This is a genomic window from Micromonospora sp. AMSO1212t, assembly GCF_008868145.1.
Classification (GTDB): domain Bacteria; phylum Actinomycetota; class Actinomycetes; order Mycobacteriales; family Micromonosporaceae; genus Micromonospora; species Micromonospora tulbaghiae.
On sequence record NZ_WBKS01000009.1, the window covers coordinates 63320 to 87901 of the forward strand.

Sequence of the window (24582 nt, forward strand, 5' to 3'; positions counted from 1 at the left end):
CGTCGTCCCTAATGCGAGCCGGGCTAGCGTAGCGGACGGTGCTTATAGCACTGTCCGGGGTGGACGTCAGTCCACTTTCCGTCACGCAACTTCGTTTCCGTTCCGCAACCGGGACGGCGGCGGCAGGTCATCTGCCTTCTCGTACGCTGTTGCGCGCGAAGAGTCCCCTCACGACGGTCCAGTCGGCCGAACCCACTTGCCGACCCCGTCGGACCCACGACCCGACCGGCGAAGAAGTCCTGGTCGGAAAGGACATGGTGCACTGATGAGAAGGCTGACCCGTACGGTCGCCGCCGCGGCTCTGGCCACCGCCCTCGCCCTGGTGGGCGGCTGCAGCAGCGACTCGGAGAAGTCCGAGAGCGGCGGCGGCAACGGCGCGGCGCTGGAAAAGGTGACGTACCTCACCTCGTTCGGCAACTTCGGGCGTGACTCCTACGCCTGGGTGGCGAAGGACAAGGGCTTCTTCAAGGAGGCCGGTTTCGACGTCGACATCAAGCCCGGTCAGGGCACCGGCTCCGTGATCCAGACCATCACCGGCGGCCAGGCCGACTTCGGCCCGATCGACCTGACCGGTGGCATCCTCCAGCTCGGCAACGGCCAGGCGAAGGACTTCGTGGCGGTGGCCGCGATCCAGCAGCGCACCATGGCCGCGATCGTCACGGTCGAGGGCAAGAACATCGCCACCCCGAAGGACCTCGAGGGCAAGAAGCTCGCCGACACCCCGACGTCCGTCGTGCGCAACCTCTTCCCGACGTACGCCCGGCTCGCCGGCATCGACGGCAGCAAGGTGACCTGGGTCAACGGTGAGGCGCAGGGCCTCATCGGCATGCTCGGCTCGGGCTCGGTGGACGGCATCGGCCAGTTCGTCGTCGGCCAGCCGACGGTGGAGACGGTGACCAAGAAGAAGCCGGTCGTCCTGCCGTACAGCAACGTGATGCAGGACCTCTACGGCAACGCGCTGATCACGTCTTCGAAGATCGCCAAGGAGAAGCCGGAGATGGTGAAGAAGTTCACCGCCGCGCTGCTCAAGGGCCTGGAGTACTCGCTGGCCAACCCGGACGAGGCGGCCGAGATCCTGAAGAAGAACGTGCCGGCCGCCGTGCCGGCCGCGGCCTCCGCCGAGCTTCAGCTGATGGCCGCGTACGTCCGGTCGAGCAACTCCGGCACCGCGATCGGCACGCTGGACAGCGGCCGGGTGGCCAAGAGCATCGCGCTGCTCCAGGGCGCCGGTGCGCTGAAGCAGAACCTGACCCCGGACCAGATCATCGACTTCAACCTCGCGCCGAAGGCCTGACCGGCCCGCTCGGGCCAACGGGGGTGCGACCCGCCGGACACCCCGGTGGGGCGCACCCCCTTCGCGTGCCGGTCACACCGACCGGTGCAGAGAGGAGGACACGTTGACACAGTCGACCGAGGCCCGGCCGGAGGCGCCGCCGCGCCCGGCGGTCCGGCGCGGGATCGCCGTACGCCCGGCGGCGGTCGGGTTGCCGGCGCTGGGACTGGTGATCGCGGTGGCGGCCTGGTGGCTGGTCACCTCGGGACTGAACCTGGTGCACCCGGCCGCGCTCCCCCCGCCACAGGCGGTGGGGAAGTCCCTCACCAGCACCACCGAGGTGCTGCTGCCCGCGCTGGGCATCACCACCTGGATGACGCTGTTCGGCTTCCTGCTCTCGTCGGTGGCCGGGGTGCTGATCGGGATGGCGCTGGCCGCCTCCAGCCGGGTGGAGCGGATGTTCGCGCCGCTGCTGGTGGCGGTGAACGCGGTCCCGAAGATCGCGTTCGGGCCGCTGCTCGTGGTGGCGGTGGGCTGGGGGCAGAAACCCATCCTGACCATGGTGTTCCTGCTCTGCTTCTTCCCGATCGTGCTCTCCACCGCGACCGGGCTGACCACCACCCCGGCGGATCTGGCGGAGCTGGGCCGGTCGCTCAACGCCTCGTGGTGGCAGTCGTTCCGCAAGGTGCGCTTCCCGGCGGCGCTGCCGCAGATCTTCGTCGGGCTCAAGGTGGCCATGCCGCTGGCCGCGATCGGCGCGGTGATCGGGGAGTTCTACTCCGACCGCCCGGGCCTGGGTTACCAGATCCTCCAGTACAACGGCGTCGGCGACACCGCGACCGCCTGGGCCGCGATCGTGCTGGTGGCGCTCATGAGCATCGTGCTCTACGCCGCCCTGAGCGTGGTCGAGCGCCTGGCCCTGCCCTGGGTGAAGGCCACCACCTCAGCCCGCTGAAGGTCACCCTCAACCCACGGCTGGCGGCCGACCACGACAGGTGTGGCCCCACCGCAACCGGCGCAGGGATCAAGCTTGACCGCCCGGAGCCGGTTGCGGTGGGGCCACACCCCCAAAGCGAGAAGCGATCAGCCGGCGAGCCGCCAGCGACCACCACGAGCCACCAGCGTCGTCAACGCCTGCGGCATCAGCCCGGAGTGGTTGTCCGGCGTCATCCGGATCGGCCCGGACAGCCCGTCGAGCTGCGAGGTCTCCAGCACGTCGCGCAGCGCCTCCCGGTCGACCTTGCCCGGCTCGCCGCCCGCCCGCTGCTCGGCGTCGGCGATCAACTGGACCGCGTCCGCCGCGAACGAGGAGAAGCCGTTGTAGCCGCCGAACCGGGCGGTGTAGTCCTGGAACCACTGCCGCCGCGCGGCCTTCGCCGGGGTGGTGGCGATCACGTCGTCGATCACCATGGTCTGGGTGAAGATCAGCGTGGCCTCCTCCGTGGAGCGGGCCGTCGGGCCCAGAAAGAGGTCGCCGGCGGCCGTGGCGTCGAAGAACAGCGAGCCGCGGAACTTGCTCTGCCGGGCGGTGGTGGCGGCGAGCGTCGCCTGCTCCGGCGTGGTCCACAGGACCAGTGCCTGCGGCTTGCCGGCGATCAGCTCGTTGATCTGCGTGCCGACCTCGGTGTCGGTGGCGCGCACCGCCTCGTTGCCGACCAGCTTGACCGAGGTCTTGCTCAGTTCGCGGCGCAGGGCGGCGAGCCCTTCCTGGCCGTAACCCTCGGCGCTGTGCAGCAACGCCGCCTTGCGGATGTTGCGCCGGTCCAGTTCGGCGGCGAGGGCGGCGGCGCTGTCGGTGGCGTTCGGGGCGAGCTTGAAGACATATCGGCGCTCGGCCACCGGCTCGGTGATGGCGCTCGACGAGCCCAGTGCGATCGTCGGAATGCGCTTCTCACCGATCGTTCGGGCCGCGCCGACGGCGCATTCGTTGCAGCCGCCCATGATGACGGCGCTCACGCGTGAGTCACCGCTGAAATCATTGATGTTCCGCAAGGATTCCGCTGCGTCCGAGCGGTTGTCCTTGACACGCAGATCGATCTTCCGGCCACCCAGCGCGCCGGAGGCGTTCAACTGCTCGACCTTCAGTTGCAGTGCCCGTTGGTAGACCTTGCCGACCGGCGCCGACGCGCCGGAGAGTTCCAGGTCGGCGGCGATCACGATCGGGCTGGTGTCCTGCGGTTCCCCGCCGATCCCGCAGCCGGTGAGCGTGGTGGCCAGCACGGCCGATGCGAGGGCCGCGATGCTCGCGGAGCGGATGGGGCTCAACTCAGTCCTCCAGGTGCGGCGCGGGCCGGCGCCCGATCACCGCCACTCGTCCGTCCTCAGTGGAGGATCGGGATTGGTTTGCCGTACGGTGTGCGCGAAGCCTGCAAAACCTTGCCAATGCCGGGGCCTGTGGTCAAGCCGGGCTGACGAGTGCTGTTTCGGGACAGCCATCCCACATGCTGGGGCCACGGAACATTAACTAACAATTACTGCACAGATGCGCGTGACCACTCTGGAGTGACATCCCCTGATCAGGGGGTCGGAGAAAAGAAGGTATTAGGTGATCGGATCCCGGGTTGCGTCGGCCGCGACCGTTTCCTGCCTCACTGCGGCTTCCCAAACAGGATCTCGTCTGATGAAATCGCGGCCGTGCCGCGCGTGGCGCTGGCCGCTGCACCAGGCACGGGTCAGCGGGTCGCGCGTGGAAGAAACCTCGGAGGCGATGTCGTGAGCACCGGACCTACGACCCTGCCCGGGAGCCCCAACGCCGAACAGCGGAACCGGCGCCGGCGCCTGCCCAGGCTGCGCGATGCGCGGATCCGCTCCAAGCTCGCCCTCATCCTGGTCGTTCCGGTCGCGGCTGTCATCGCGCTGGCAACTATCCGACTCATCTCTGTGGGCCAGGGCGCGTACGAGGCGGACCAGGTCCGTTCGTTGAGCGCGGTGTCTGTCGACGTCTCGGCGCTCACCCAGGACCTGCACAAGGAGCGGATGGCGGCGGCGGTCTTCCTGGCCGACCCGAACCAGAAGCCGGACGCGTACAACCTGCGCGTGCGCCAGACCGACGAGCGCATCGCGGCGTACCAGGAGGAGCGGGGCAAGCTCGGCGACGTGCCGGGCGCGATCAGCAACCAGCTCAAGGTGATCGACGCGCACCTGTCCACGCTGAACGGCACTCGCCAGGAGGTGCTGGACCGGTTGCAGATGCCGGTGGCCGAGGCGAGCCTGCGCTACGGCATCGTGCTGGACGACCTGGTCGCGTACGGCGACGCGCTGGCCCAGCAGCCGGGCGCGGAGAGTCTGGCCGACGCCCGCCGCGCGGTGGCCGCGTTCGCCCGCGCCAAGGCCGAGGTGGCCGAGGAGCAGGCGGTGGCCTTCACCGCCCTCGAGGGCGGCCGGATCGACGAGGAACAGTTCTCGTCCTTCGTGGCCACGCTCACCGGTCAGCAGGAGGCGCTGCTCACCTTCTCCCGGACCGCGACGCCGAGCCAGCGGGCCCTGGTGGACCGCACCGTCTCCGGTGACGCCGTCCAGCTCGCCGACCGGGTCGCCGGTGACATCTCCCGGTCGATCGAGCGTCCCTCGCCGGTCACCCGCGACGAGGCGTCCGTCGCCATCGGCGCGGTCGACGACCTGATGCGGTGGGCCGAGATCCAGCTCCTGGACGAGATGCTGGCCGACGCCGACGAGGTACGCGCCGACGTGATCCGGCAGGCGATCGTGGAGAGCCTGCTCGTGCTGCTCACGCTCGTGGTCGCGGTGACGCTCGCCGTGGTGCTCGCCCGCTCGCTCAACGACTCGCTGCGCCGGCTGCGCGAGGGCGCGCTCGCCGTGGCCAACCACGACCTGCCGGACGCGGTGAGCCGGCTCCAGAACGTCAACGCCATCGGCGACGGTGGCGTGGACGAGATCGTCCAGCAGGTACGGGACCCGATCAAGCTGAGCAACCGCGACGAGGTCGGTCAGGTGGCGGTGGCCTTCAACGTGGTCCACCGGGAGGCGGTCCGGGTCGCGGCCGAGCAGGCCGCGCTGCGGACGAGCGTCTCGGCGATGTTCCTCAACCTGGCCCGCCGCTCGCAGAGCCTGGTCGACCGCATGATCGGCGAGCTGGACGCGATCGAGCGTTCCGAGGAGGACCCGAAGCGGCTGGCGCAGCTGTTCGAGCTGGACCACCTGGCCACCCGGATGCGCCGCAACGACGAGAACCTGCTGGTGCTCGCCGGCGCCGACTCGGCGGTGCCGCGTCGCGACGACGCGCTCCTGGTCGACGTGCTGCGTGCCGCGCAGTCCGAGGTCGAGCTCTACAACCGGATCGAGTTCGGCACCGTCGACACCGACATCTCGGTCGCCGCGCACGCCGTCAACGACGTCGTCCGGCTGGTCGCCGAGCTGCTCGACAACGCCACCCGGTTCTCGCCGCCGAACACCTCGGTGGTGGCCGACGGCCGCCGGATCCGCGACTACGTGCTGATCCAGATCGAGGACCGGGGCCTGGGCCTCAGTGACGACCAACTCGACTCGCTCAACCGGCGGCTGGCCGCGCCGCCGACGGTCGACGTGGCCGCGTTCCGGCTGATGGGTCTGGCCGTGGTGAGCCGGCTCGCCTCCCGCTACGGAATCCGCGTCGAGCTGCGCCGCAACGTCGAGGGCGGCACCGTCGCCCAGGTCACGCTGCCGAACTCGACGGTGGTGCTGCCGGCCAACCGCGGCCAGGCCCCGCTGACCCGGCCGCGTCAGCCGCTCGCCGTCGAGCAGTCGCCGCTCAGCCAGGTCGGCGCCGCCGACGCGCTGGCCGGCGCCGGGCGGGGCGCGGCCACCGCGACGCTCGCGGACCAGTGGCGTGGGGCGACCACCGCCCCGCCGTCCAGGTGGCAGACGCCCGGCGAGACGCGTGACACCACGCCCGCCGTACAGCTCGGTGGGGCGACCGGCGCGCTGCCCACTGTGGCGGCACCCGCCCCGATGGCCGCGGCGCCCGCCACCGCACCGGCTCCGGTCTCCGGAGCGGGCTGGTCGGCCGGGGGACCGACGGTGGCGTACCCCGCGCTCGACCCGCTGCCCAAGCGGACGCCGGGTGTCGAGACCGCGCAACCCGCGACCCAGGCCGCACCTCCGGCCTACCAGCCGCTCGCCGCGGCGCCAGCGGTGGAGAGCACCCCGGCGACGCCGGTGGTGGCCCGGCCCGAGCAGCGGGCCGAGGCGCCGATATTCCGTGAGATGGAGGCGGTCTGGTTCCGTTCGCACGGAGAGGACGAGACCACCATCTTCACCCGGCCCACGTTCGACGAGCCGCCCGCGCCGGCACCCCCCGCGGTGGCGCCCCCCGCGGCGTCGGCTCGTCCGAAGCTGCCCACTCGCACCCCCGGGGCCCAGGCGTCGGGGCTGACCACGTCGACCACGCCGCCGGCGTACAGCCCGCCGGAGGTCCCGTCCACGCCGCCGGCGGCCGCGACGCCGCCCCCGGCGCCACCCGCCGCCGAGCCCGCGCCCGCGCCGCCGATCGACCCGGAGGCCTGGCGTACGGCGGCCGACGAGGGCTGGTCGCGGGCCAGCCGTGCCGCGGAGCCCACCACCGGCGGCACCACCCGTTCCGGCCTGCCCAAGCGGGTGCCGCAGGCCCAGCTCGTGCCCGGCGGGATAGAGCCGAAGAGCGGCCGGGACCGCAGCCGGCGCACGCCGGACGAGGTACGCGGCCTGCTCTCCGCCTACCACCGTGGCGTCCAGCGGGGCCGTACGGCCGGCGCCGACCTGAACAGCACCTCGACCAAGGAGACGAACCGATGAACAGGCCGGCGGCCATGCAGGACATGGGGTGGCTTCTCACCAACTTCGCCGACAGCGTTGCGGGCATCGCGCACGTGGTGGCGGTGTCCGCGGACGGGCTGCTGCTCGCCTCCTCCCGGGACCTGCCCGGCGACCGGGCCGACCAGCTCGCCGCGATCACCTCCGGCGTGGTGAGCCTGACCGAGGGCGCGGCGCGGATGTTCAGCGCCGGCGGGGTGTTGCAGACCGTCATCGAGATGGACAGCGGCTACCTGTTCCTGATGTCAATCAGCGACGGTTCGTCGATGGCCGTGCTCGCGGCGCGCAGCTGCGACGTCGGCCAGGTGGGTTACGAGATGGCGCTGCTGGTGGAGCGGGTCGGCCAGGCGCTGGTCCCGCTGCCGAGGGATGCGGTCCGGTCCTGATCGGGCCGGGGAGCTGATGACCGGAGCCGGTGCGGCTCCGAACGAGGGGAGGTGATCGCGAGATGGACCCGCGACGTGATCCACGTGGCGCGCTGGTGCGGCCGTACGCGGTCACCCGGGGTCGCACCGAGCCGCTGCAGAACATCGCGCTCGAAGCGGTGCTGTCGAGCACACCTACGCAGTCGGCCGAGGCGCGCTTCGCCGGGCACGACAAGTACCGCATCTCCTCGGTCTGTGAGGGCCGGGCGCAGTCGCTTGCGGAAATCGCCGCTTACACCCGGATGCCGCTGGGCGTCACCCGGGTGCTGGTCGCCGACATGGTGGCCGAGGGCCTGCTGACGCTACACACTGCCGCTCCCGCGACGGGTTTCGCGGCGCGGATGAACCTGCTTGGAAGGGTGCTAAGTGGACTTCGCGAACTATGACCCCGACGGGGTGAACCGCGGCCGGGAGATCATCTCCGCGAAGATCGTGATCGCGGGTGGCTTCGGCGTGGGCAAGACGACACTTGTCGGAGCGATCTCCGAGATCCAGCCGCTGACCACCGAGGCGCTGATGACCGCGGCCGGAGTGGGCATCGACGACGCGTCGAAGGTGCCGGGCAAGGAGACCACCACGGTCGCCATGGACTTCGGCCGTATCACCATGGCCGAGGACCTGATCCTCTACCTGTTCGGCACGCCGGGCCAGACCCGCTTCTGGTTCATGTGGGACGAGATCATCCGGGGCGCTGTGGGCGCGGCGGTGCTGGTGGACACCCGCCGGATCACCGACGCGTTCGCGCCGCTGGACTACTTCGAGAACCGCAAGCTGCCGTACGTCGTGGCGTTGAACCGCTTCGGCGACGCGCCGCACTACGAGCTGGAGGAGGTCCGGGAGGCGCTCGCCATCTCCCCGGACGTGCCGATGGTCCTGTGCGACGCCCGCCAGCGGGACTCGGTCAAGCAGGTGCTGGTCACGGTGGTCGAGCACGCGATGCTCCGCCTCCAGGCCGAGCACGGCTACCCGGCCTCGGTCGGCTGACCGCCTGCGGGTCAGTCGACCCGCAGGCGGTACCCCCGCTTGACCACCGTCTGCACCACGCGGGGCGCCTTCAGCCCGGCCCGCAGGCGGGCGACAGCCATCTCCACCGCGTGCTCGTCGGCACCGCGCGGCAGCGTACGCAGCAGCGCGGTGCGGGAGAGCACCTTGCCGGGCGACGCGGCCAGCGCCCGCAGCACCGCCATCGGCGCCGGCGCCAGCTGGCGCAGTTCCCCGTCCACCACCGCGGCGTGCCCGCGCAGCGTCAGCACGTGCCCGGCCGCCTTCACCGAGACCGTGCGCCGGGGCAGCTCCTCGACGATGGTGCGGACCAGGGCGCCCAGCCGGGCCCGGCTCGGCGCGCTCACCGGAACTCCCCGCCGGATCAGCGGCTCGGCGGTGACGGTGCCCACGCACCCGGCCAGCACGTCGCCGCGCAGCGCCTCCAGCACCGTCTCGGTACGGTCCCCGGCCGCCCGCAGCAGCGCCTCGGCCGCCGGGGCCGAGGTGAACGTGACCGCGTCGACGAGACGCCCGGCCACCAGGTCGATGAGCCGGTGCAGCGGCGCCGGGTCGGCCGGCGGCGCCCACCGGTACACGGGCACCTCGATCACCGTGGCGCCCGCCGCCACCAGCGCGTCGGCGCATTCGGGCTGCCGCTCGCCGTGCAGTTGCATCGCTACCACCTGGCCGGCCACCCCGCGCCGGACCAGGTGCTCGACCACCTCGTCGCAGCTCTCCGACTCCGGGGACCAGTGCTCGCGCAGCCCGGCCGCCCGGATCGCGCCGGTCGCCTTCGGACCACGGGACACCACGTACGCGTGGGCGAGCGTGCTGCGCAGCGGCTCGGCCAGCCCCCAACCCTCGGCCGCCTCCAGCCAGCCGCGCATGCCGATGCCGGTGTTGGCCATCAGCACGTCCGGCGGGTGTTCCAGGCAGGCCCGGGTGGCCTCACGCAGGTCGGTGTCGTCGGCCAGCGGGACGATCCGCAGCGCCGGGGCGAGCACCACCCGCGCCCCGCGCCGCTGGAGCAGCGCGGCCAGTTCGTCGCGCCGCCGGTCGGCGGTGACGCCGATGGTGAAGCCGGCCAGCTCGTCCCGCATCATTCCTCCTGCCGTAACCGCACCTCGACCAGGCCGTCCCGGCAGCGCACCGGGTGCCGGCGCAGCGTCACGCCCGGTAGGTCCAGGCACCGCCCGGTGGTGAGGTCGTAGACCTGCTTGTGCAGCGGCGAGGCGAGTGTGGGCAACCCGCCCCGGCTGCCGACCAGGCCCCGGGACATGACGTACGCGCCGCCGACCGGGTCGAGGTTGTCCACCGCGTACAGGCCGTGCGCGGTGCGGAAGACCGCCACCTGTACGCCGTCGACGAGGGCGGCCACGCCCCGGTCGGGGTCGAGCCGGTCCAGCGGGCAGACCGGGGTCCAGTCCAGCGTGACGACGGGGCTCATCGGCGTACCTCCGGCAGGCCCAGCACGACGGGCTGGCGGCGGTGTCCGCCGTCCGGGGGCGCGCCCCGGGCCGGCACCGGCTGGCCCCGCTCCTGGGTGAACGTGATGGACGGGTCGGGCACGTCGGGCGCGTTGACGAAGGAGGTGAAGCGGCGCAGCCGGTCCGGGTCCTCCAGGACGTCGCGCCACTCGTCGGAGTAGCTCGCGACGTGCCGGGCCATCGCCGCGTCGAGGTCGGCGCAGAGCCCGAGCGAGTCGTCCACGAGCACCGACCGGAGGTGGTCCAGGCCGCCGTCCATGGCCTCGATCCACGCGGCGGTGCGCTGCAACCGGTCGGCGGTGCGGATGTAGTACATGAGGAACCGGTCGATCAGGGTGACCAGTTCCGCGGTGCTCAGGTCGGTGGCGAACAGGTCGGCGTGCCGGGGCCGGAAACCGCCGTTGCCGCCGACGTACAGGTTCCAGCCGGTCTCGGTGGCGATGACGCCGAAGTCCTTGCTCCGGGCCTCGGCGCACTCCCGGGCGCAGCCGGAGACCGCCGACTTGAGCTTGTGCGGCGCGCGCAGGCCCCGGTAACGCAGCTCCAGCGCGACCGCCAGCCCGACCGAGTCCTGCACGCCGTAGCGGCACCAGGTGTCGCCCACGCAGGACTTCACAGTGCGCAGCGCCTTGCCGTACGCGTGGCCCGACTCGAAGCCCGCGTCGACCAGCCGGCGCCAGATCTGCGGCAACTGGTCGACCCGCGCGCCGAACAGGTCGATCCGCTGCCCGCCGGTGATCTTCGTGTACAGCCGGAAGTCGCGCGCCACCTCGCCGATCGCGATCAGCTTCTCCGGGGTGATCTCCCCGCCGGGAATCCGGGGCACCACCGAGTAGCTGCCGTCGCGTTGCAGGTTCGCCAGGAAGTGGTCGTTGGTGTCCTGGAGCGACGCCTGCTCGCCGTCCAGCACGTGCCCGGTGCCGAGCGAAGCCAGGATGGAGGCCACCACCGGCTTGCAGATGTCGCACCCCCTCCCGCGCCCGTGCTCGGCGACGAGCCGGGAGAACGTGCGGATGCCCCGCACCCGGACCAGGTCGAACAGCTCCTGCCGGCTGTGGTCGAAGTGCTCGCACAACGCTGTCGACTGGCGTACCCCGGCGGCGTCCAGCAACTGCTTGAGCATCGGCACGCAGGAGCCGCAGCTCGTGCCGGCCCGGGTGCACGCCTTCAACGCCGGCACGTCGGTCGCACCGCCGGCGATCGCCGCGTCCAGATCGGCCCGGGTCACCGCGTTGCAGGAGCAGACCTGCGCGGTGGCCGGCAACGCGCCCGCACCGGCGCCCGCGCCGCCGGCCGGCGCCAGCAACGCCAGCGGGGGAGCGGGCAGCGGCCCGCCGACACTGGCCCGCAACGCCGGGTACGCGCTCGCGTCGCCGACCAGCACGCCGCCGAGCAGCGTCCGCGCGTCGTCGGAGAGGACCAGCTTCGCGTACGCGCGGGTGGCCGGATCGGTGAACGTCACGTCGAGGCAGCCCGGGGTGACGCCGTGCGCGTCGCCGAACGAGGCCACGTCCACGCCGAGCAGCTTGAGTTTCGTCGCGGTGTCCGCGCCGGGGAACGTCGCCGCGCCGCCCAGCAGCCGGTCCGCGACCACCTCCGCGGTGGCGTACCCGGGCGCGACCAGTCCGTGGCAGACCCCGTCCACCGCCGCGCACTCGCCCACCGCCCAGATCCGCTCGTCGGCGGTCCGGCAGGCCGAGTCCACCAGCACTCCGCCGCGCGGGCCCAGCGGCAGCCCGGCGGCCCGGGCCAGCTCGTCGCGCGGCCGGATCCCGGCGGCCACCACCACCAGCTCCGCGTCGAGCGTGCGCCCGTCGGCCAGGTCGAGCGCGGCCACCGTGCCGTCCGGTCCGGGACGCAGCGCCGTGGTGGCCACCCCGAGGTACGGCGTGACGCCCAGCTCCTCGACGTACCGCCGCAGCATCGCGCCGCCCGCCTCGTCCACCTGCACCGGCATCAGCCGGGGCGCGAACTCGACCACGCTCGTGGCGAGCCCGAGCAGCCGCAGCGCGTTCGCCGCCTCCAGCCCGAGCAGCCCGCCGCCGATCACCGCGCCGGTGCGGCGGCCCCGGGCGTGCTCCCGGATCGCGGTCAGGTCGTCCAGCGTCCGGTAGACGAACACGCCGGGCAGGTCCGTGCCGTCGACCGGCGGCACGAAGGCGTACGAGCCGGTGGCCAGCACCAGCGCGTCGTACGGGTACTCACCGGTTGCCGTGGTCACCACCCGCCGTGCCCGGTCGACGCCGGTGGCCGGCTCGCCCAGGCGCAGGTCCACTCCTGCGTCGGGGGTGTGCACAGTCAGCTCGTCGGCGTCCACCCCGTCGAAGACGGCCGAGAGTCGCACCCGGTCGTACGCCGGACGCGGTTCCTCGGCGAGCACCGTGACCCGCCACCGCCCGTCGGTGTCCCGGGCCCGCAGCGCCTCGACGAAGCGCTGCCCCACCATGCCGTTGCCGACCACCACCAGCCTGCCGCTCATGACACCTCCACCGCCTCGCGATCCGCATCCGTGTCGCGCACCTCGCCGGTTGTCTGCGGGTCCGCCTCGGCGAGCCAGCCGGCGATGCCGGCCACCGCGTCCCGGCAACTGCCGCAGCCGGTGGCGGCCCGGGTCGCCGCGGACAGCGCCGCCGCCGTCCGGGCGCCCGCCCGCCAGCACGCCACCAGCGCGCCCTTGCTCACGTCGTTGCACCGGCACACGGTCGCGGCGTCCGGCATCAGCGCCGGTGACGCGGCCGGTCCGGCCGGCGTCTCGCCGAACGCCCGGCCGAGCAGCAGCGAACGCCGGTCCGCCGGCACCGGCGCGCCCCTGTCGAACAGCTGCACCACGGTGCCGACCGCCGGGTTGTCGCCGAGCAGGATCGCGCCGGTCAGCCGCTCGTCCCGGATGCGCAGCCGGGCGTAGGTGCCCCGGGCCGGGTCGGCGAAGGTCAGCTCCTCGACCGGACCGCCCGGCTCGCCGGTACCGGCCACGTCGCCCATCGCGGCCAGGTCGATGCCGGCCGCCTTGAGCCGGGTCACCGCCGGGCGGGGCCGGTAGCGGGCCAGCGGGTCCGTTCCGGCCAGCACGTCGGCCACCACCCGGGCCTGCGCCCAGGCCGGCGCGACCAGCCCGGTCAGCGTGCCGTCGTGCTGCGCGCAGTCGCCGATCGCGGAGATCCGCCGATCGCTCGTCCGCATCCGGTCGTCCACCACCACACCGCGGTCGACGGCGAGCCCGGCCGCCGCGGCGAGCGCGGTGTCGGGGCGTACCCCGCAGCAGAGCACCAGCAGGTCGGCGGCGAGCGTCTCGTCGTCGCCCAGGTGCAGGCGGACGCCGTCGGCGTCGGCGGTCACGGCGGTGGCCGCCGCCCCGAGCCGGGACCGGACGCCCAGGCCGGCGAGCGTGCCCGCGAGGACTGCGCCGGCCGGCGGGTCGAGCTGGCGCTCCATCAGGTGCCCGACCGGGTGGACCACAGTCACGTCGAGACCCCGGGCGGCCAGCCCTCGGGCCGCCTCCAGACCCAGCAGCCCACCGCCGAGCACCGTCACGCGCCGCGCGCCCTCGGCGGCGGCGAGGATCCGGCGGCAGTCGCCGAGCGTGCGGAACGGGACGACCCGCTCGGGCAGCGGGGCGAGGCCGGGTAGTGGCGGCACCGCGGCCCGGCTGCCGGTGGCGAGCACCAGGTGGTCGTACCCGTGCCGCTCGCCGTCGTCGGTGACCACCTCCCGTGCGGCTCGGTCCACGGCGGTGACCGCCGCGCCGGTGCGGACCTCGACTCCCGGGCCGACTGCTTCGACCAGCTCCACGTCCGGCTCGCCGATGCGCCCGGCGAGCAGCGTGGAGAGCATGATCCGGTTGTACGCGCGGTGCGGCTCCGCCCCGAGCACTGTGATCCGCCGGTTCCCGCCGCGCGCGTGCAGCTCGGCGGCGAGCCGGGCGCCGGCCATGCCGTAGCCGACGACGACGATCCGCTCGTTCATGCCGCCTCCACCCGGACCGCGCAGATCTTGAACTCGGGCATCCCGGAGACCGGGTCGAGAGCGTCGTTGGTGACCGAGTTGGCGCGTTGCGCGCCGGGCCAGTGGAACGGCGCGAAGACGGTGTCCGGCCGGATCGCCGTGCTGAGCCGGGCCGGTGCGCGCAGCTCACCCCGGCGGGAGACCACCCGTACCGGCGCCCCGTCGGTCACGCCGATCCGTGCCGCCAGGTCCGGGTGCAGCTCGACGAACCCGCCCGGTGCGGCCCGGCGCAACGCGGCCACCCGCCGGGTCTGCGCGCCGGACTGGTACTGCGCGAGCACCCGGCCGGTGGTGAAGTGCAGCGGGTAGTCGGCGCACACCGGCTCGGCGGCCGGCCGGTGGGTCACGGCGTGGAACCGGGCCCGGCCGTCCGGGGTGGGGAAGCGGTCGGCGAACAGCCGGGGGGTGTCCGGGCCGTCCCGGTCCGGGCAGGGCCAGAAGACGCCGGTGTCGGCGTCGATCCGGTCCCAGGTGATCCCGGCGTAGTCGGCCGGCCCGCCGGCCGAGGCCCGGCCGAGCTCCGCGAAGACCTCACGTGGGTCGGTCGGCAGCGACGGCCCGCCGTCGGTCAGCCGCCCGGCGAGCGCGGCGAGGATCTCCAGTTCGGTACGGACCCCGGCAGGTGGCTCACGCAGCGCCCGGCGGCGCAGCACGCGGCCCTCCAGGTTGGTCATCGTGCCGTCCTCCTCGGCCCACTGGGCGACCGGCAGCACCACGTCGGCCAGCTCGGCCGTCTCGGAGCGGACGAAGTCCGCCACCACCAGCAGGTCCAGGGCGCGCAGCCGGGACTCGACCTGCGTCGCGCGGGGCGCGGACACGACCGGGTTGGAACCGAACACCAGCAGTGCCCGCGCTCCGGACGGCGTGCCGAGCGCGTCGAGGAGCTGGTACGCCGGCACTCCCGGCCCGGGCAGCGCGTCCGGGTCGACGCCCCACACTCCGGCCACGTGCTCGCGGGCCGCCGGGTCGTCGATACGCCGGTAGCCGGGGAGCTGGTCGGCCTTCTGCCCGTGCTCCCGGCCGCCCTGCCCGTTGCCCTGCCCGGTCAGGCAGCCGTAGCCGGAACCGGGACGACCGGGCAGGCCCAGGGCGAGCGCCAGGTTGATGAGGGCGGTGACCGTGTCGACCCCCTTGGCGTGCTGCTCGGCGCCCCGGGCGGTGAGGACGACCGCCCGGTCCACGGTGGCCAGCGCGCGGGCGGTCGCGTACAGGTCGGCCACCGGCACGCCGGAGAGCCGTTCCACCTCCGCCGGCCAGTAGCCGGCCACCGTCCGCCGGACCTCGTCGAAGCCGGTGGTCCGCTCCGCGACGTACGCCCGGTCCAGCCAGCCCTCGGTGAGCGCGATGTGCAGCAGCGCGTTCGCCACCGCGAGGTCGGTGCCGGGCAGGGGTTGCAGGTGCAGGTCGGCCTGGCGGGCGGTGGCGGTGGCGCGCGGGTCGACCACGATCAGCCGACCGCCGCGTTCCCGCAGGTCGGTGACGTGCCGCATCAGCGGGGGCATGGTCTCGGCCGGGTTCGCGCCGACCAGCAGCAGCGTGTCCGCGCGGCCGAGGTCGGCCAGCGGGAACGGCAGTCCGCGGTCGATCCCGAACGCCCGGTTCCCGGCCGCGGCGGCCGAGGACATGCACCAGCGCCCGTTGTAGTCGATGTGCCGGGTCCGCAGCGTCACCCGGGCGAAGCGGCCGAGCGCGTACGCCTTCTCGTTGGTGAGCCCGCCGCCGCCGAAGACGGCTACCGCGTCCGGCCCGTGGCGGTGCTGCACGTCCCGGACCCCGGCGGCGACGCGGTCCAGCGCCTCGTCCCAGGTCGCCGGCCGCAGCTCGCAGCCGGGCCGGTCGCGCAGCAGCGGGGTGGTGAGCCGGTCCGGGTGGTCGAGCAGGTCGGCGGCGGTCCAGCCCTTCTGGCACAGCCCGCCCCGGTTGGTGGGGAAGTCGCGGGCGCCGACCTCGACACCGTCGCCGGTGGCGCGCAGCACCATGCCGCACTGCAACGCGCAGTACGGGCAGTGCGTAGCGGCCTCGACGGGGCGTGACCCCGTTCGCGTCGCCGTGCGTGCACCGTCTGTCATGTCGGAAAAGCGTGCCGTCGGGCGGTTTCCGGTCCGGGTCTGCTCTGTTTCGGTCCTGTCACGACCGCTTCACACCGCACGTAGGTGACGTCGTCCTCCGCGGGGTTTACAATATGGGAAAGTTGTCTCAAATAACGGGAGGCTCCGATGGGCGTGGCGGACGCGTTCGACGCGGTGGCCGGCAGCTACGACCAGGCCCGGCGCCGCCTGGTGCCCTGCTTCGACGCCTTCTACGGCGCCGCCGTCGAGGTGGCCGCGCCCCCGCTGCGCGCCGCGCTCGCCGCCGGGCGTACCCCCGAGGTGCTGGACCTGGGCGCTGGTACCGGCCTGCTGTCCCTGCTGCTGACCGCAGCAGTCCCCGGGGTCCGCCTGACGCTCGTGGACGGCGCACCCGGCATGCTCGCGGTCGCCGCCGGACACCTGAAGGAACGCGGCGTGGCGCACCGCACGGTGCACGCCGACCTGGCCGACCCGCTGCCCGCCGGCCGGTACGACGCCGTGGTGTCCGCGCTGGCCATCCACCACCTCGACGACTCCGGCAAGCGGGCGCTGTACCGGCGGGCCGCTGAGGCGCTGGTTCCCGGCGGGGTGTTCGTCAACGCCGAGCAGGTGGCCGGACCGACCCCGGCGCTGGATCGCCGCTACGACGAGGTGTGGACGGCGCGGATCGCCGAGCTGGGCTCCGACGCCGAGGAGATCGCCGCCGCCCGGGAGCGGATGCGGCACGACCGTCCGGCCCCGGTGGCCGAGCAGTGCCGCTGGCTGACCGAGGCGGGACTGGTGGACGTGGACTGCTTCTTCAAGGAATGGCGCTTCGCCGTCTTCGGCGGTCAGCGGCCGGACGGATCGGCGAGGTGATTCTCGAGCCGCTCGGCGAAACGGGGTACGCCGGCCTTGCGTAAGTGGGCGATCAATTCGACCGCGTCCTTGTCCTCGGAGACCAGGCTGCGCCGGTAGTAGTCGATCTGCCGCGCCAGTGCCCGCAGAACCAGGGGCATCGAACGGTCGGCCACCCAGTTGAGGAACTCGTCGCCGGTGAGGACCGACAGGGATTCCCGTACGCATCCCGGAGGAAAGGCGCGCCGGTCGTCGGTTACCAGGATGTCGGCGCGGCCGTGGACGGCGGCGGCCAGGACGTGCCGGTCGTCCGGGTCCGGCGGGCACGGCACGTCGTTCGGCGAATAGCCGGTGACGAGGCCGTACGGGAATGCCTGGACGAAACGGCGTCGCTGCCCGCCGATCGCCTGCTCGGAATGCTCGGGCCGCTTGCGGCGCAAGCGATACATCCATTCCGCCAGTACGTCCTCGCTGTACCGGAGATCGAAGACGGCGCAATCGCCTTCGAGTGCGAGAAGGCTGACCCAGTCGCGAATAGTCCTGGAATAGAGAACGTTCGCGTCCAGGAACACCAGTGGGGCGCTGGGGATCACAGTGGACACCCTACCCAGCGCCCCCTGGCCGGGCCGGGAACTACACGTCGTCGGTGAAACCGAGCGCGTCGGACTCCCACATCAGGGCCTCGTACGACTTCCGTCGCTCTTCCATCTGCCGTTGCCGGAATGCGAGGACGTCGCGGAGAAAGAGGCGCCGGTGGGTGCCGACCCGGTGGGACGCGATCGACTCGTTCTCCAGAAGGCGGACGAGTGTGGGGCGGGACATGCCGAGCAGCTTCGCCGCCTCGGTCGTCGTCAGTTCGCGGGAGATGGCGCTGATCGCGACGCCGTCGCCGCGGGCGAGCATCGCCGAGATCTGATGGAGGACGTCGAACATCTGGGCGGGAACCTCGACCTCTTCGCCGTCCGCCGAGACGAGGCGGGCCGCCCTCCCGCCTGCGGCAAGGGGGTGCCGCACGAGGAACTCCTCCATGGCGGCTGCCTTCTGGCGCTCCGCTCCCTCGGTGGGCATGACCGAGGCGGCCATGCCGGTGCTGAGGCTCATGCGGCTCCCTGCGGCAGATGCGCTGCGTCGTCCCAACCGTTCGGACCTGCTCCATCATCGCTTGCAAGTGCAATATCCGCAACTAGCTTCGGTTGTTTCACCTGGCGATGTCCTAATCCCCAATCGCCGGGGACGAGGATGACTGGCGGTCATACCGATGGGTAGTCTTCCGGCATGACCGCCAAGGTGACGCTGTCGTTCTCCGACGAGACGATCGAGGAGGCGCGTCGGTTCGCCAAGCGGGAAGGCCTCTCCCTCTCCGCCTGGATGGACCAGGCCGCCCGGGAGAAGGCGCTGCGCGAGGTCTTCACCGCGCACGCCGACGCGGTCGGCCGTGCCGGCCTGGACCTGGAATCCGCCGCCCTGGCCGACGCCCAGGAGGTCGCGCTCGTCGACGACGCCCTGTTCGGCGGGCGTCCGCGTGCTGCGTAGGGGTGAGGTCTGGCGCATCTCCGGCGCCCGGGAGCGGTTCGGTCTGGTGATCAGCTCCGACGTCTACAACGCCACGGCGGTACCCATCGTGATCGTGGCCGAGGTGGTCGAGGAGTCGCTGCTGCGCGACTCGCCGCTCGCCGTGCGGATGGGCGCGTACGTGGTGATGCCCGACCGGATCTCCTCACCGATGAAGAAGTGGTTCACCGAGTGCGTGGACGTGGCCGACACCGAGACCATGCAGCGGGTCGGTCGAGCGCTGCGGATCCTCCAGGAGCTGTGACCTCCTCACCGGCGCCGTCCGGCGGACGTGCGGTCTCCGTTGCCGGGCCGACGCGCGCGGGGCACGCCGGGGAAACCACCGGCTGAGAGCGTCGCCTCGTCATCGACGAGGAGGAGTCGCCCGTGAGCACGCTCGTTTCCGCACCCACGCCGCCGCCGGCCACCACCGCCGGCCGGCTCACCGAATGGCGGCCGGAGGACCCGGCGTTCTGGGCGGCCGGCGGCGCCCGGGTGGCCCGGCGCAACCTGTACGTCTCGATCTTCGCCGAGCACGTCGGCTTCTCCGTGTGGAGCCTCTGGTCGGTGACGGTGCTGTTCCTGGGCCCCGAGTACGGCATCGACCCGGCCGGGAAGTTTCTGCTCACCGCCGTGCCGGCCGCGCTGGGGGCGGTGCTGCGGCTGCCGTACACGCTTGCCGTCGCCCGGTTCGGCGGCCGGAACTGGACCATGGTGAGCGCCCTGCTGCTGCTCGTGCCGGCGGTGCCGATGGCCGTGCTGATCGAGCCCGGGGTGTCGTACGCCACGCTGATGGTGCTCGCCTGCCTGTCCGGCGTCGGCGGCGGCAACTTCGCCTCGTCGATGGCGAACATCAACCTGTTCTTCCCGGAGCGGCTCAAGGGCCGGGCGCTGGGGCTCAACGCCGGTGGCGGCAACCTGGGCGTACCGGCTGTGCAACTGGTGGGGCTGGCGGTGCTGGCGACGGCCGGCGCCGCGTACCCCCGGCTCGTGCCGGCGGTCTACCTGCCGCTGATCGTGCTGGCCGCGCTGGCCGCGGCCCGCTGGCTGGACAACGTGCCGGGGGCGCGCAACGAACCGGGCGCGCTGCGCGCGGCGGCCCGCGACCCGCACACCTGGGTGATGTCGCTGCTCTACGTGGGCACGTTCGGCTCGTTCATCGGCTTCGGGTTCGCCTTCGGCCAGGTGCTCCAGCTCCAGTTCCACGACCGGTTCCCGACGCCCGTCGACGCGGCCTGGCTGACCTTCCTCGGGCCGCTGATCGGCTCGCTGATCCGGCCGGTGGGCGGTCAGCTCGCCGACCGGCTCGGCGGGGCCCGGATCACGTTCTGGAACTTCGTGGCGATGGCCGCCGGGGCCGCGCTGGTGCTGTACGCCGCCCGTGACCGGTCCTTCCCGCTCTACCTGACCGGGTTCCTGGCGCTGTTCGTCTTCTCCGGTATCGGCAACGGCTCGACGTACAAGATGATCCCGGCGATCTTCCGGGCCCGGGCCGTCGCGGAGAGCGAGCTGACCGGCGACCCGGAGGCGGCGCAGCGGCGGGCCCGGCGCCTGTCCGGCGCGGTGATCGGCATCGCCGGCGCGGTCGGCGCCTCCGGTGGGGTGCTGGTGAACGTGGCGTTCCGGCAGTCGTTCCTGACCTCCGGCACCGCGGACGCCGCCTACCTGGCATTCATCGCCTGGTACGCGCTCTGCTTCCTGGTGACCTGGGTGGTCTACCTGCGTCCCGGGCCGCGTACGCTGGTCGGCGTGTGAGCTGCGCCATGGCGAACGCGCAGACCACGCGGGGCGCGACCCCGTTTTGACCTGCCGCAGGGCGGCCGGGTATCGTTGCCTGCTGTTGTACGACATTCTTAGGCGTGCCGCATCAGGTACGCTTGGTCGTTCGTGCGCGCTGGTCCGGCTGGGTACTCCTGGTCACTTCGGCGCGCGACCCCAGACCGACGACGAGACAAGGTAGACCTGTGCGTACGTACAGCCCGAAGCCGGGTGAGATCGAGCGTCAGTGGCACGTCATCGACGCCTCTGATGTCGTGCTGGGCCGCCTGGCGACCCACGCCGCCACGCTCCTGCGTGGCAAGCACAAGCCGACTTTCGCGCCGCACGTCGACACGGGCGACTTCGTCGTCATCGTGAACGCGGGCAAGGTCGCGCTGACCGGCAACAAGCGCCAGACCAAGGTTGCTTACCGCCACTCCGGTTACCCGGGTGGTCTGAAGCGGGTCGGCTACGACGAGCTGCTCACCAAGCGGCCCGAGCGGGCCATCGAGCTGGCCGTGAAGGGCATGCTCCCGCACAACAAGCTGGGCCGTCAGCTTCTCAAGAAGCTGAAGGTCTACGCCGGTGCCGAGCACCCGCACACCGCGCAGCAGCCGGTGCCGTTCGAGATCAAGCAGATCGCGCAGTGAGCGCGGGCGAAGGAAGCAGCATGACCGACATCACCGCCACCGAGGTCGCCCCCGAGGCCACCGAGGCGCCGGCGCCCGTCGCGCGCGCGCCCCGTGGTGACCGCCCGATCCAGACCGTGGGTCGGCGCAAGGAAGCCATCGTCCGGGTCCGGATCGTCCCGGGCACCGGCAAGATCACCTGCAACGGCCGCGACCTCGAGGCCTACTTCCCGAGCAAGGTGCACCAGCAGCTCATCAAGGACCCGCTGGTCACCGCCGAGAAGCCCGAGGCGTTCGACGTGATCGCCAACCTGCGTGGCGGCGGCACCACCGGCCAGGCCGGCGCGCTGCGGCTCGCCATCGCCCGGGCGCTGATCGTCAGCGAGCCCGACGACCGCCCGGCCCTGAAGAAGGCCGGCTTCCTGACCCGTGACGCCCGGGTCAAGGAGAGCAAGAAGTACGGCCTCAAGAAGGCCCGTAAGGCTCCCCAGTACTCGAAGCGCTGATCACCACAAGCGTCTTGTACTTCTGACGGACGGCCGGTCCGCCTCCCCTTCCGGGAGGCGGACCGGCCGTTCCGCGTTTCTCTCCTCTCATCGGCAGTTCCACGGAGGTTGGCGGGTATGGGCCGGTTGTTCGGCACGGACGGCGTACGCGGGCGGGCGAACGCGGATCTCACCCCGGAGTTGGCGTTGGCGGTCGCGGTGGCCGCGGCCCACACGCTGGCCGAGACCGACAAGAGCCATCCGCCGCTCGCGGTGGTCGGCCGGGACACCCGGGCCAGCGGCGAAATGCTGGAGGCGGCGGTGGTCGCCGGGCTCACCAGCGCCGGCGCCAACGTGGTCCGGGTCGGCGTGCTGCCGACCCCGGCGGTGGCGTTCCTCACCGCCGAGATCAAGGCCGACCTGGGCGTGATGCTCTCCGCCTCGCACAACCCGATGCCGGACAACGGCATCAAGCTGTTCGCCGCCGGTGGGCACAAGCTGCCCGACGAGATCGAGATGCGGATCGAGGAGGCGGTGAAGGCCAACGCCACCACCGCCTGGAAGCGCCCGATCGGCGCCGGCGTGGGCCGGGTCAACGACCTGCTCGACGGCGCCGACCACTACGTACAGCACCTGGTCGGCACCGTGCCGCACCGCCTCGACGGGATCAAGGTGGTCGTCGACTGCGCCAACGGCGCGGCGGCCGACGTCGCCCCGGTCGCCTACCGGGAAGCGGGCGCCGAGGTGATCGCCATCCACGCCGAGCCGGACGGGCTCAACATCAACGACGAGTGCGGCTCCAACCACATCGACGCGCTGCGCGCCGCCGTGGTCGAGCACGGCGCCCACCTCGGCATCGCCCACGACGGCGACGCCGACCGCTGCGTCGCGGTCACCGCCGACGGCGACGAGGTCGACGGCGACCAGGTCATGGCGATCCTCGCGCTCGCCATGCGGGACGCCGGCGAGCTGACCCAGGACACCCTGGTCGCCACCGTGATGAGCAACCTCGGTCTCCGGCTGGCCATGTCCGAGCACGGCATCCGGCTGGTCGAGACCAAGGTCGGCGACCGGTACGTGCTGGAGGAGCTGCGCGCCTCCGGCCTGGCGCTCGGCGGCGAGCAGAGCGGGCACATCGTCCTGCCGGCGTACGCCACCACCGGCGACGGCGTGCTGACCGGCCTGCACCTGATGGCGCGGATGGCCGCCACCGGCACGACCCTGGCCGAGCTGGCCGCAGTGGTCACCAAGCTGCCCCAGGTGCTGATCAACGTCCCGGTCGGCGACCGTACCGTCGGCGCCGCCGCACCCGCCGTCCGGGCCGAGGTGGAGCGCGCGGAGGCGGAACTGGGCGAGACCGGCCGGGTGCTGCTGCGCCCCTCGGGCACCGAGCCGCTGGTGCGGGTCATGGTCGAGGCGGCCACCGAGGCCACCGCGCGTGAGGTCGCCGAGCGCATCGCCGAGCAGGTCCGCACCGCCAGCCCGGTCGCCTGAGCCATGCCGCCCGCTGGGGGATCTCCCTCCAGCGGGCGGTTCAGTCAGCGCGCAGGCGACGCAGCCGGGTCACCGCCTCGGCCAGCACCTCGGGTCGCTTGCAGAACGCGAACCGGACCAGCCGGCGGCCGGCCTCCACGTCGTCGTAGAACACCTGCGTGGGCACCGCCACCACACCGCAGCGCTCGGGCAGCGCCCGGCAGAACTCCACCCCGTCCCGGCCACCGAGCGGCGTGACGTCGGCGGTGACGAAGTAGGTGCCCTCCGGCGCGAGCACGCCGAACCCGGCGTCGGCCAGCCCGGCGGCGAGTTGGTCCCGCCGCCGTTGCATGTCGTCCCGGAACCCGGTGAAATACGCGTCCGGCAGCCCGAGCGCCACCGCCACCGCGGGTTGCAGCGGCCCGGCGTTGACGAACGTCAGGAACTGCTTCACGCGCAGCACCGCTGCCACCAGCGGTGCCGGCCCGCACACCCAGCCGACCTTCCACCCGGTGCAGGAGAACGTCTTCCCGGCCGACGAGATGCGCAGCGTCCGCTCCCGCATCCCGGGCAGCGTGGCCAGCGGTACGTGCGGCGCGGCGGCGTCGGTGAACACCAGGTGCTCGTAGACCTCGTCGGTGACCGCGTACACGTCGTGTTCGCGGCACAGCCCGGCGACCACTGCCAGCTCGTCGGCGGTGAAGACCTTGCCGGTCGGGTTGTGCGGCGAGTTCAGCAGCACCATCCGGGTACGCGGCCCGAACGCGGCGCGCAGCTCGGCCGGGTCGAACGCGTACCGGCCGTCGGCGCCGGGACGCAGCGTCACCGGGCGGCGGACCGCACCGGCCAGCGCGATCGAGGCGGCGTACGAGTCGTAGTACGGCTCGAAGCAGACCACCTCGTCACCCGGCTCGCAGAGCGCGAGGATGCTCGCCGCGACCGCCTCGGTCGCGCCGGCCGTCACCACGATCTCGCCGTCCGGGTCGTACTCCAGGCCCCAGAACCGGCGCTGGTGCTCGGCGACGGCGGCGCGCAGCGCGGGGATCCCCGGGCCGGGCGGGTACTGGTTGTGGCCGGTACGCAGCGCCTCGGCCGCGGCGGCGAGCATCTCCGGCGGGCCGTCGGTGTCCGGGAAGCCCTGCCCGAGGTTGACCGCGCCGGTGCGCACGGCCAGCGCGGACATCTCGGCGAACACGGTGGTGCCGAACGGCCGCATCCGGGCCACCAGGGGATCGGTCGTCGTCACGGCGGCCAGCCTACGGCCCGCCGCCGACTGCTCACCAGCCGAAGCAGGTCGCGCCGTACTCGCCCGAGTCCTTCGACACGACCTTGCCGTTGACGGTGATCCGGCAGGTCACGTCGCCGGACTCGACCGGACTGGCGATGATCTGCACCCGCTCGCGGTCGTTCGCGGTGAAGCTCAGCCGCCAGAGGGTGTCCACGGCGCCGGGCTGGTGGAAGTTCGCGTCCGCGTCGTAGAACTGCACCTCCGCCTCGCCGTTGGTGGCGGTCACCTCGTACAGCACGGTGAACCTGCCGGGCCCGCCGGACGGGGTGGTGACCGGTCTGGCCGGGGGACGGGTGGGCTCGTCGGCCCACCCGTCGGGCTCGCCGTACAGCGGTCCGTCGTACCGCTCGCCGGAGGCCGCCCCGTCGTCCAGGGTGCTGCCGAGGAAGGACAGCCCGACGCAGCCGCAGACGATGAGCGCCAGGACGCTGACGATGCCGATCACCAGGCCGATCGCCCAGCCGCCGCCGCTGCGGCGCGGTGGCATGCCCGGATACGCGTACGGCGGCGGGTAGGGCCCGGGCGGATAGGGGC

Annotated in this window: 23 protein-coding genes; 13 read left to right on the forward strand and 10 right to left on the reverse strand. The window is 72.7% G+C overall.

Annotated features, from left to right (window positions below):
• Positions 1-265: 265 nt before the first annotated feature.
• A complete protein-coding gene (locus F8279_RS04605) occupies positions 266-1294 on the forward strand; it encodes an ABC transporter substrate-binding protein (RefSeq protein WP_091426339.1) in 1029 nt (342 codons plus the stop codon).
• Positions 1295-1457: 163 nt separating this feature from the next.
• Entirely contained in the window at positions 1458-2228 is a 771-nt protein-coding gene (locus F8279_RS04610) for an ABC transporter permease (protein WP_225853131.1), read from the forward strand.
• 128 nt (positions 2229-2356) lie between these two features.
• Here the strand turns inward: F8279_RS04610 and F8279_RS04615 are convergent, their stop codons facing one another.
• Positions 2357-3538 (reverse strand): ABC transporter substrate-binding protein, encoded by a 1182-nt coding sequence (locus F8279_RS04615; protein WP_091426334.1) that lies wholly within the window; start codon positions 3536-3538, stop codon positions 2357-2359.
• A gap of 447 nt (positions 3539-3985) precedes the next feature.
• On the opposite strand from F8279_RS04615, the gene F8279_RS04620 reads away from it, so the two are divergent.
• From F8279_RS04620 to F8279_RS04635, 4 genes are all read left to right on the forward strand, one after another.
• Positions 3986-7042, forward strand: a complete 3057-nt coding sequence (locus F8279_RS04620) for a sensor histidine kinase (protein ID WP_151499174.1) — start codon at positions 3986-3988, stop codon at positions 7040-7042.
• Positions 7039-7446, forward strand: coding sequence for a roadblock/LC7 domain-containing protein (locus tag F8279_RS04625; RefSeq protein WP_013288588.1), 408 nt, complete (start codon positions 7039-7041; stop codon positions 7444-7446). The genes F8279_RS04620 and F8279_RS04625 overlap by 4 nt, the downstream gene beginning before the upstream one ends.
• Before the next feature lie 62 nt (positions 7447-7508).
• Entirely contained in the window at positions 7509-7871 is a 363-nt protein-coding gene (locus F8279_RS04630) for a DUF742 domain-containing protein (RefSeq protein ID WP_013288587.1), read from the forward strand.
• Complete coding sequence (locus F8279_RS04635; protein ID WP_013288586.1) at positions 7852-8469, forward strand: ATP/GTP-binding protein; 618 nt, start codon at positions 7852-7854, stop codon at positions 8467-8469. The genes F8279_RS04630 and F8279_RS04635 overlap by 20 nt, the downstream gene beginning before the upstream one ends.
• A gap of 11 nt (positions 8470-8480) precedes the next feature.
• Here the strand turns inward: F8279_RS04635 and F8279_RS04640 are convergent, their stop codons facing one another.
• Genes F8279_RS04640 through F8279_RS04660 form a run of 5 tightly spaced genes read right to left on the reverse strand, consistent with a single transcriptional unit; the run spans position 8481 to position 16027 of the window.
• A complete protein-coding gene (locus tag F8279_RS04640) occupies positions 8481-9569 on the reverse strand; it encodes a uroporphyrinogen-III synthase (RefSeq protein ID WP_091426330.1) in 1089 nt (362 codons plus the stop codon).
• On the reverse strand, positions 9569-9916 hold the full coding sequence (nirD, locus tag F8279_RS04645; protein WP_091426328.1) for a nitrite reductase small subunit NirD: 348 nt from the start codon (positions 9914-9916) through the stop codon (positions 9569-9571). The genes F8279_RS04640 and nirD overlap by 1 nt, the downstream gene beginning before the upstream one ends.
• Positions 9913-12435, reverse strand: coding sequence for a nitrite reductase large subunit NirB (gene nirB, locus F8279_RS04650; RefSeq protein ID WP_091426327.1), 2523 nt, complete (start codon positions 12433-12435; stop codon positions 9913-9915). Before nirB ends, nirD begins: the two co-directional genes overlap by 4 nt.
• Positions 12432-13919 carry an FAD-dependent oxidoreductase gene (locus F8279_RS04655; protein WP_151499175.1) on the reverse strand — a complete coding sequence of 496 codons (1488 nt, stop codon included), beginning with the start codon at positions 13917-13919 and terminating at the stop codon, positions 12432-12434. Before F8279_RS04655 ends, nirB begins: the two co-directional genes overlap by 4 nt.
• Positions 13916-16027, reverse strand: coding sequence for a molybdopterin oxidoreductase family protein (locus tag F8279_RS04660; protein ID WP_151499176.1), 2112 nt, complete (start codon positions 16025-16027; stop codon positions 13916-13918). Before F8279_RS04660 ends, F8279_RS04655 begins: the two co-directional genes overlap by 4 nt.
• A gap of 147 nt (positions 16028-16174) precedes the next feature.
• Here F8279_RS04660 and F8279_RS04665 point away from each other — a divergent pair, with 147 nt between their 5' ends.
• The gene (locus F8279_RS04665; protein WP_151499177.1) at positions 16175-16885 is read left to right on the forward strand and encodes a class I SAM-dependent methyltransferase; all 711 of its coding nucleotides are present in this window, start codon (positions 16175-16177) and stop codon (positions 16883-16885) included.
• Here the strand turns inward: F8279_RS04665 and F8279_RS04670 are convergent.
• Positions 16858-17457, reverse strand: a complete 600-nt coding sequence (locus tag F8279_RS04670; protein ID WP_151499178.1) for a PIN domain-containing protein — start codon at positions 17455-17457, stop codon at positions 16858-16860. The two genes, F8279_RS04665 and F8279_RS04670, sit on opposite strands and share 28 nt — an antisense overlap.
• 40 nt (positions 17458-17497) lie before the next feature.
• Entirely contained in the window at positions 17498-17965 is a 468-nt protein-coding gene (locus tag F8279_RS04675; protein WP_091426311.1) for an excisionase family DNA-binding protein, read from the reverse strand.
• 174 nt (positions 17966-18139) lie between these two features.
• Here F8279_RS04675 and F8279_RS04680 point away from each other — a divergent pair, with 174 nt between their 5' ends.
• The 6 genes from F8279_RS04680 (at position 18140) to glmM (ending at position 22781) form a co-directional block, all read left to right on the forward strand.
• Positions 18140-18397, forward strand: a complete 258-nt coding sequence (locus F8279_RS04680) for a DUF6364 family protein (protein ID WP_151499179.1) — start codon at positions 18140-18142, stop codon at positions 18395-18397.
• Positions 18387-18680 (forward strand): type II toxin-antitoxin system PemK/MazF family toxin, encoded by a 294-nt coding sequence (locus F8279_RS04685; RefSeq protein WP_091426307.1) that lies wholly within the window; start codon positions 18387-18389, stop codon positions 18678-18680. The genes F8279_RS04680 and F8279_RS04685 overlap by 11 nt, the downstream gene beginning before the upstream one ends.
• Positions 18681-18802: 122 nt before the next feature.
• Positions 18803-20170: an MFS transporter gene (locus F8279_RS04690; protein WP_151499180.1), complete on the forward strand. Its 1368-nt coding sequence runs from the start codon at positions 18803-18805 to the stop codon at positions 20168-20170.
• 209 nt (positions 20171-20379) lie between these two features.
• Complete coding sequence (rplM, locus tag F8279_RS04695; RefSeq protein WP_013288574.1) at positions 20380-20823, forward strand: 50S ribosomal protein L13; 444 nt, start codon at positions 20380-20382, stop codon at positions 20821-20823.
• A 20-nt stretch (positions 20824-20843) separates the two neighbouring features.
• Positions 20844-21308 (forward strand): 30S ribosomal protein S9, encoded by a 465-nt coding sequence (rpsI, locus tag F8279_RS04700; protein WP_018784602.1) that lies wholly within the window; start codon positions 20844-20846, stop codon positions 21306-21308.
• Positions 21309-21425: 117 nt separating this feature from the next.
• Positions 21426-22781, forward strand: a complete 1356-nt coding sequence (glmM, locus tag F8279_RS04705) for a phosphoglucosamine mutase (protein ID WP_091426303.1) — start codon at positions 21426-21428, stop codon at positions 22779-22781.
• Positions 22782-22821: 40 nt separating this feature from the next.
• On the opposite strand, the gene F8279_RS04710 is transcribed toward glmM, so the two are convergent.
• Positions 22822-24006: a pyridoxal phosphate-dependent aminotransferase gene (locus F8279_RS04710; protein ID WP_151499181.1), complete on the reverse strand. Its 1185-nt coding sequence runs from the start codon at positions 24004-24006 to the stop codon at positions 22822-22824.
• A 31-nt stretch (positions 24007-24037) separates the two neighbouring features.
• On the reverse strand, positions 24038-24582 hold a 545-nt coding region (locus F8279_RS04715), incomplete at its 5' end, for an MmpS family transport accessory protein (protein WP_225853130.1).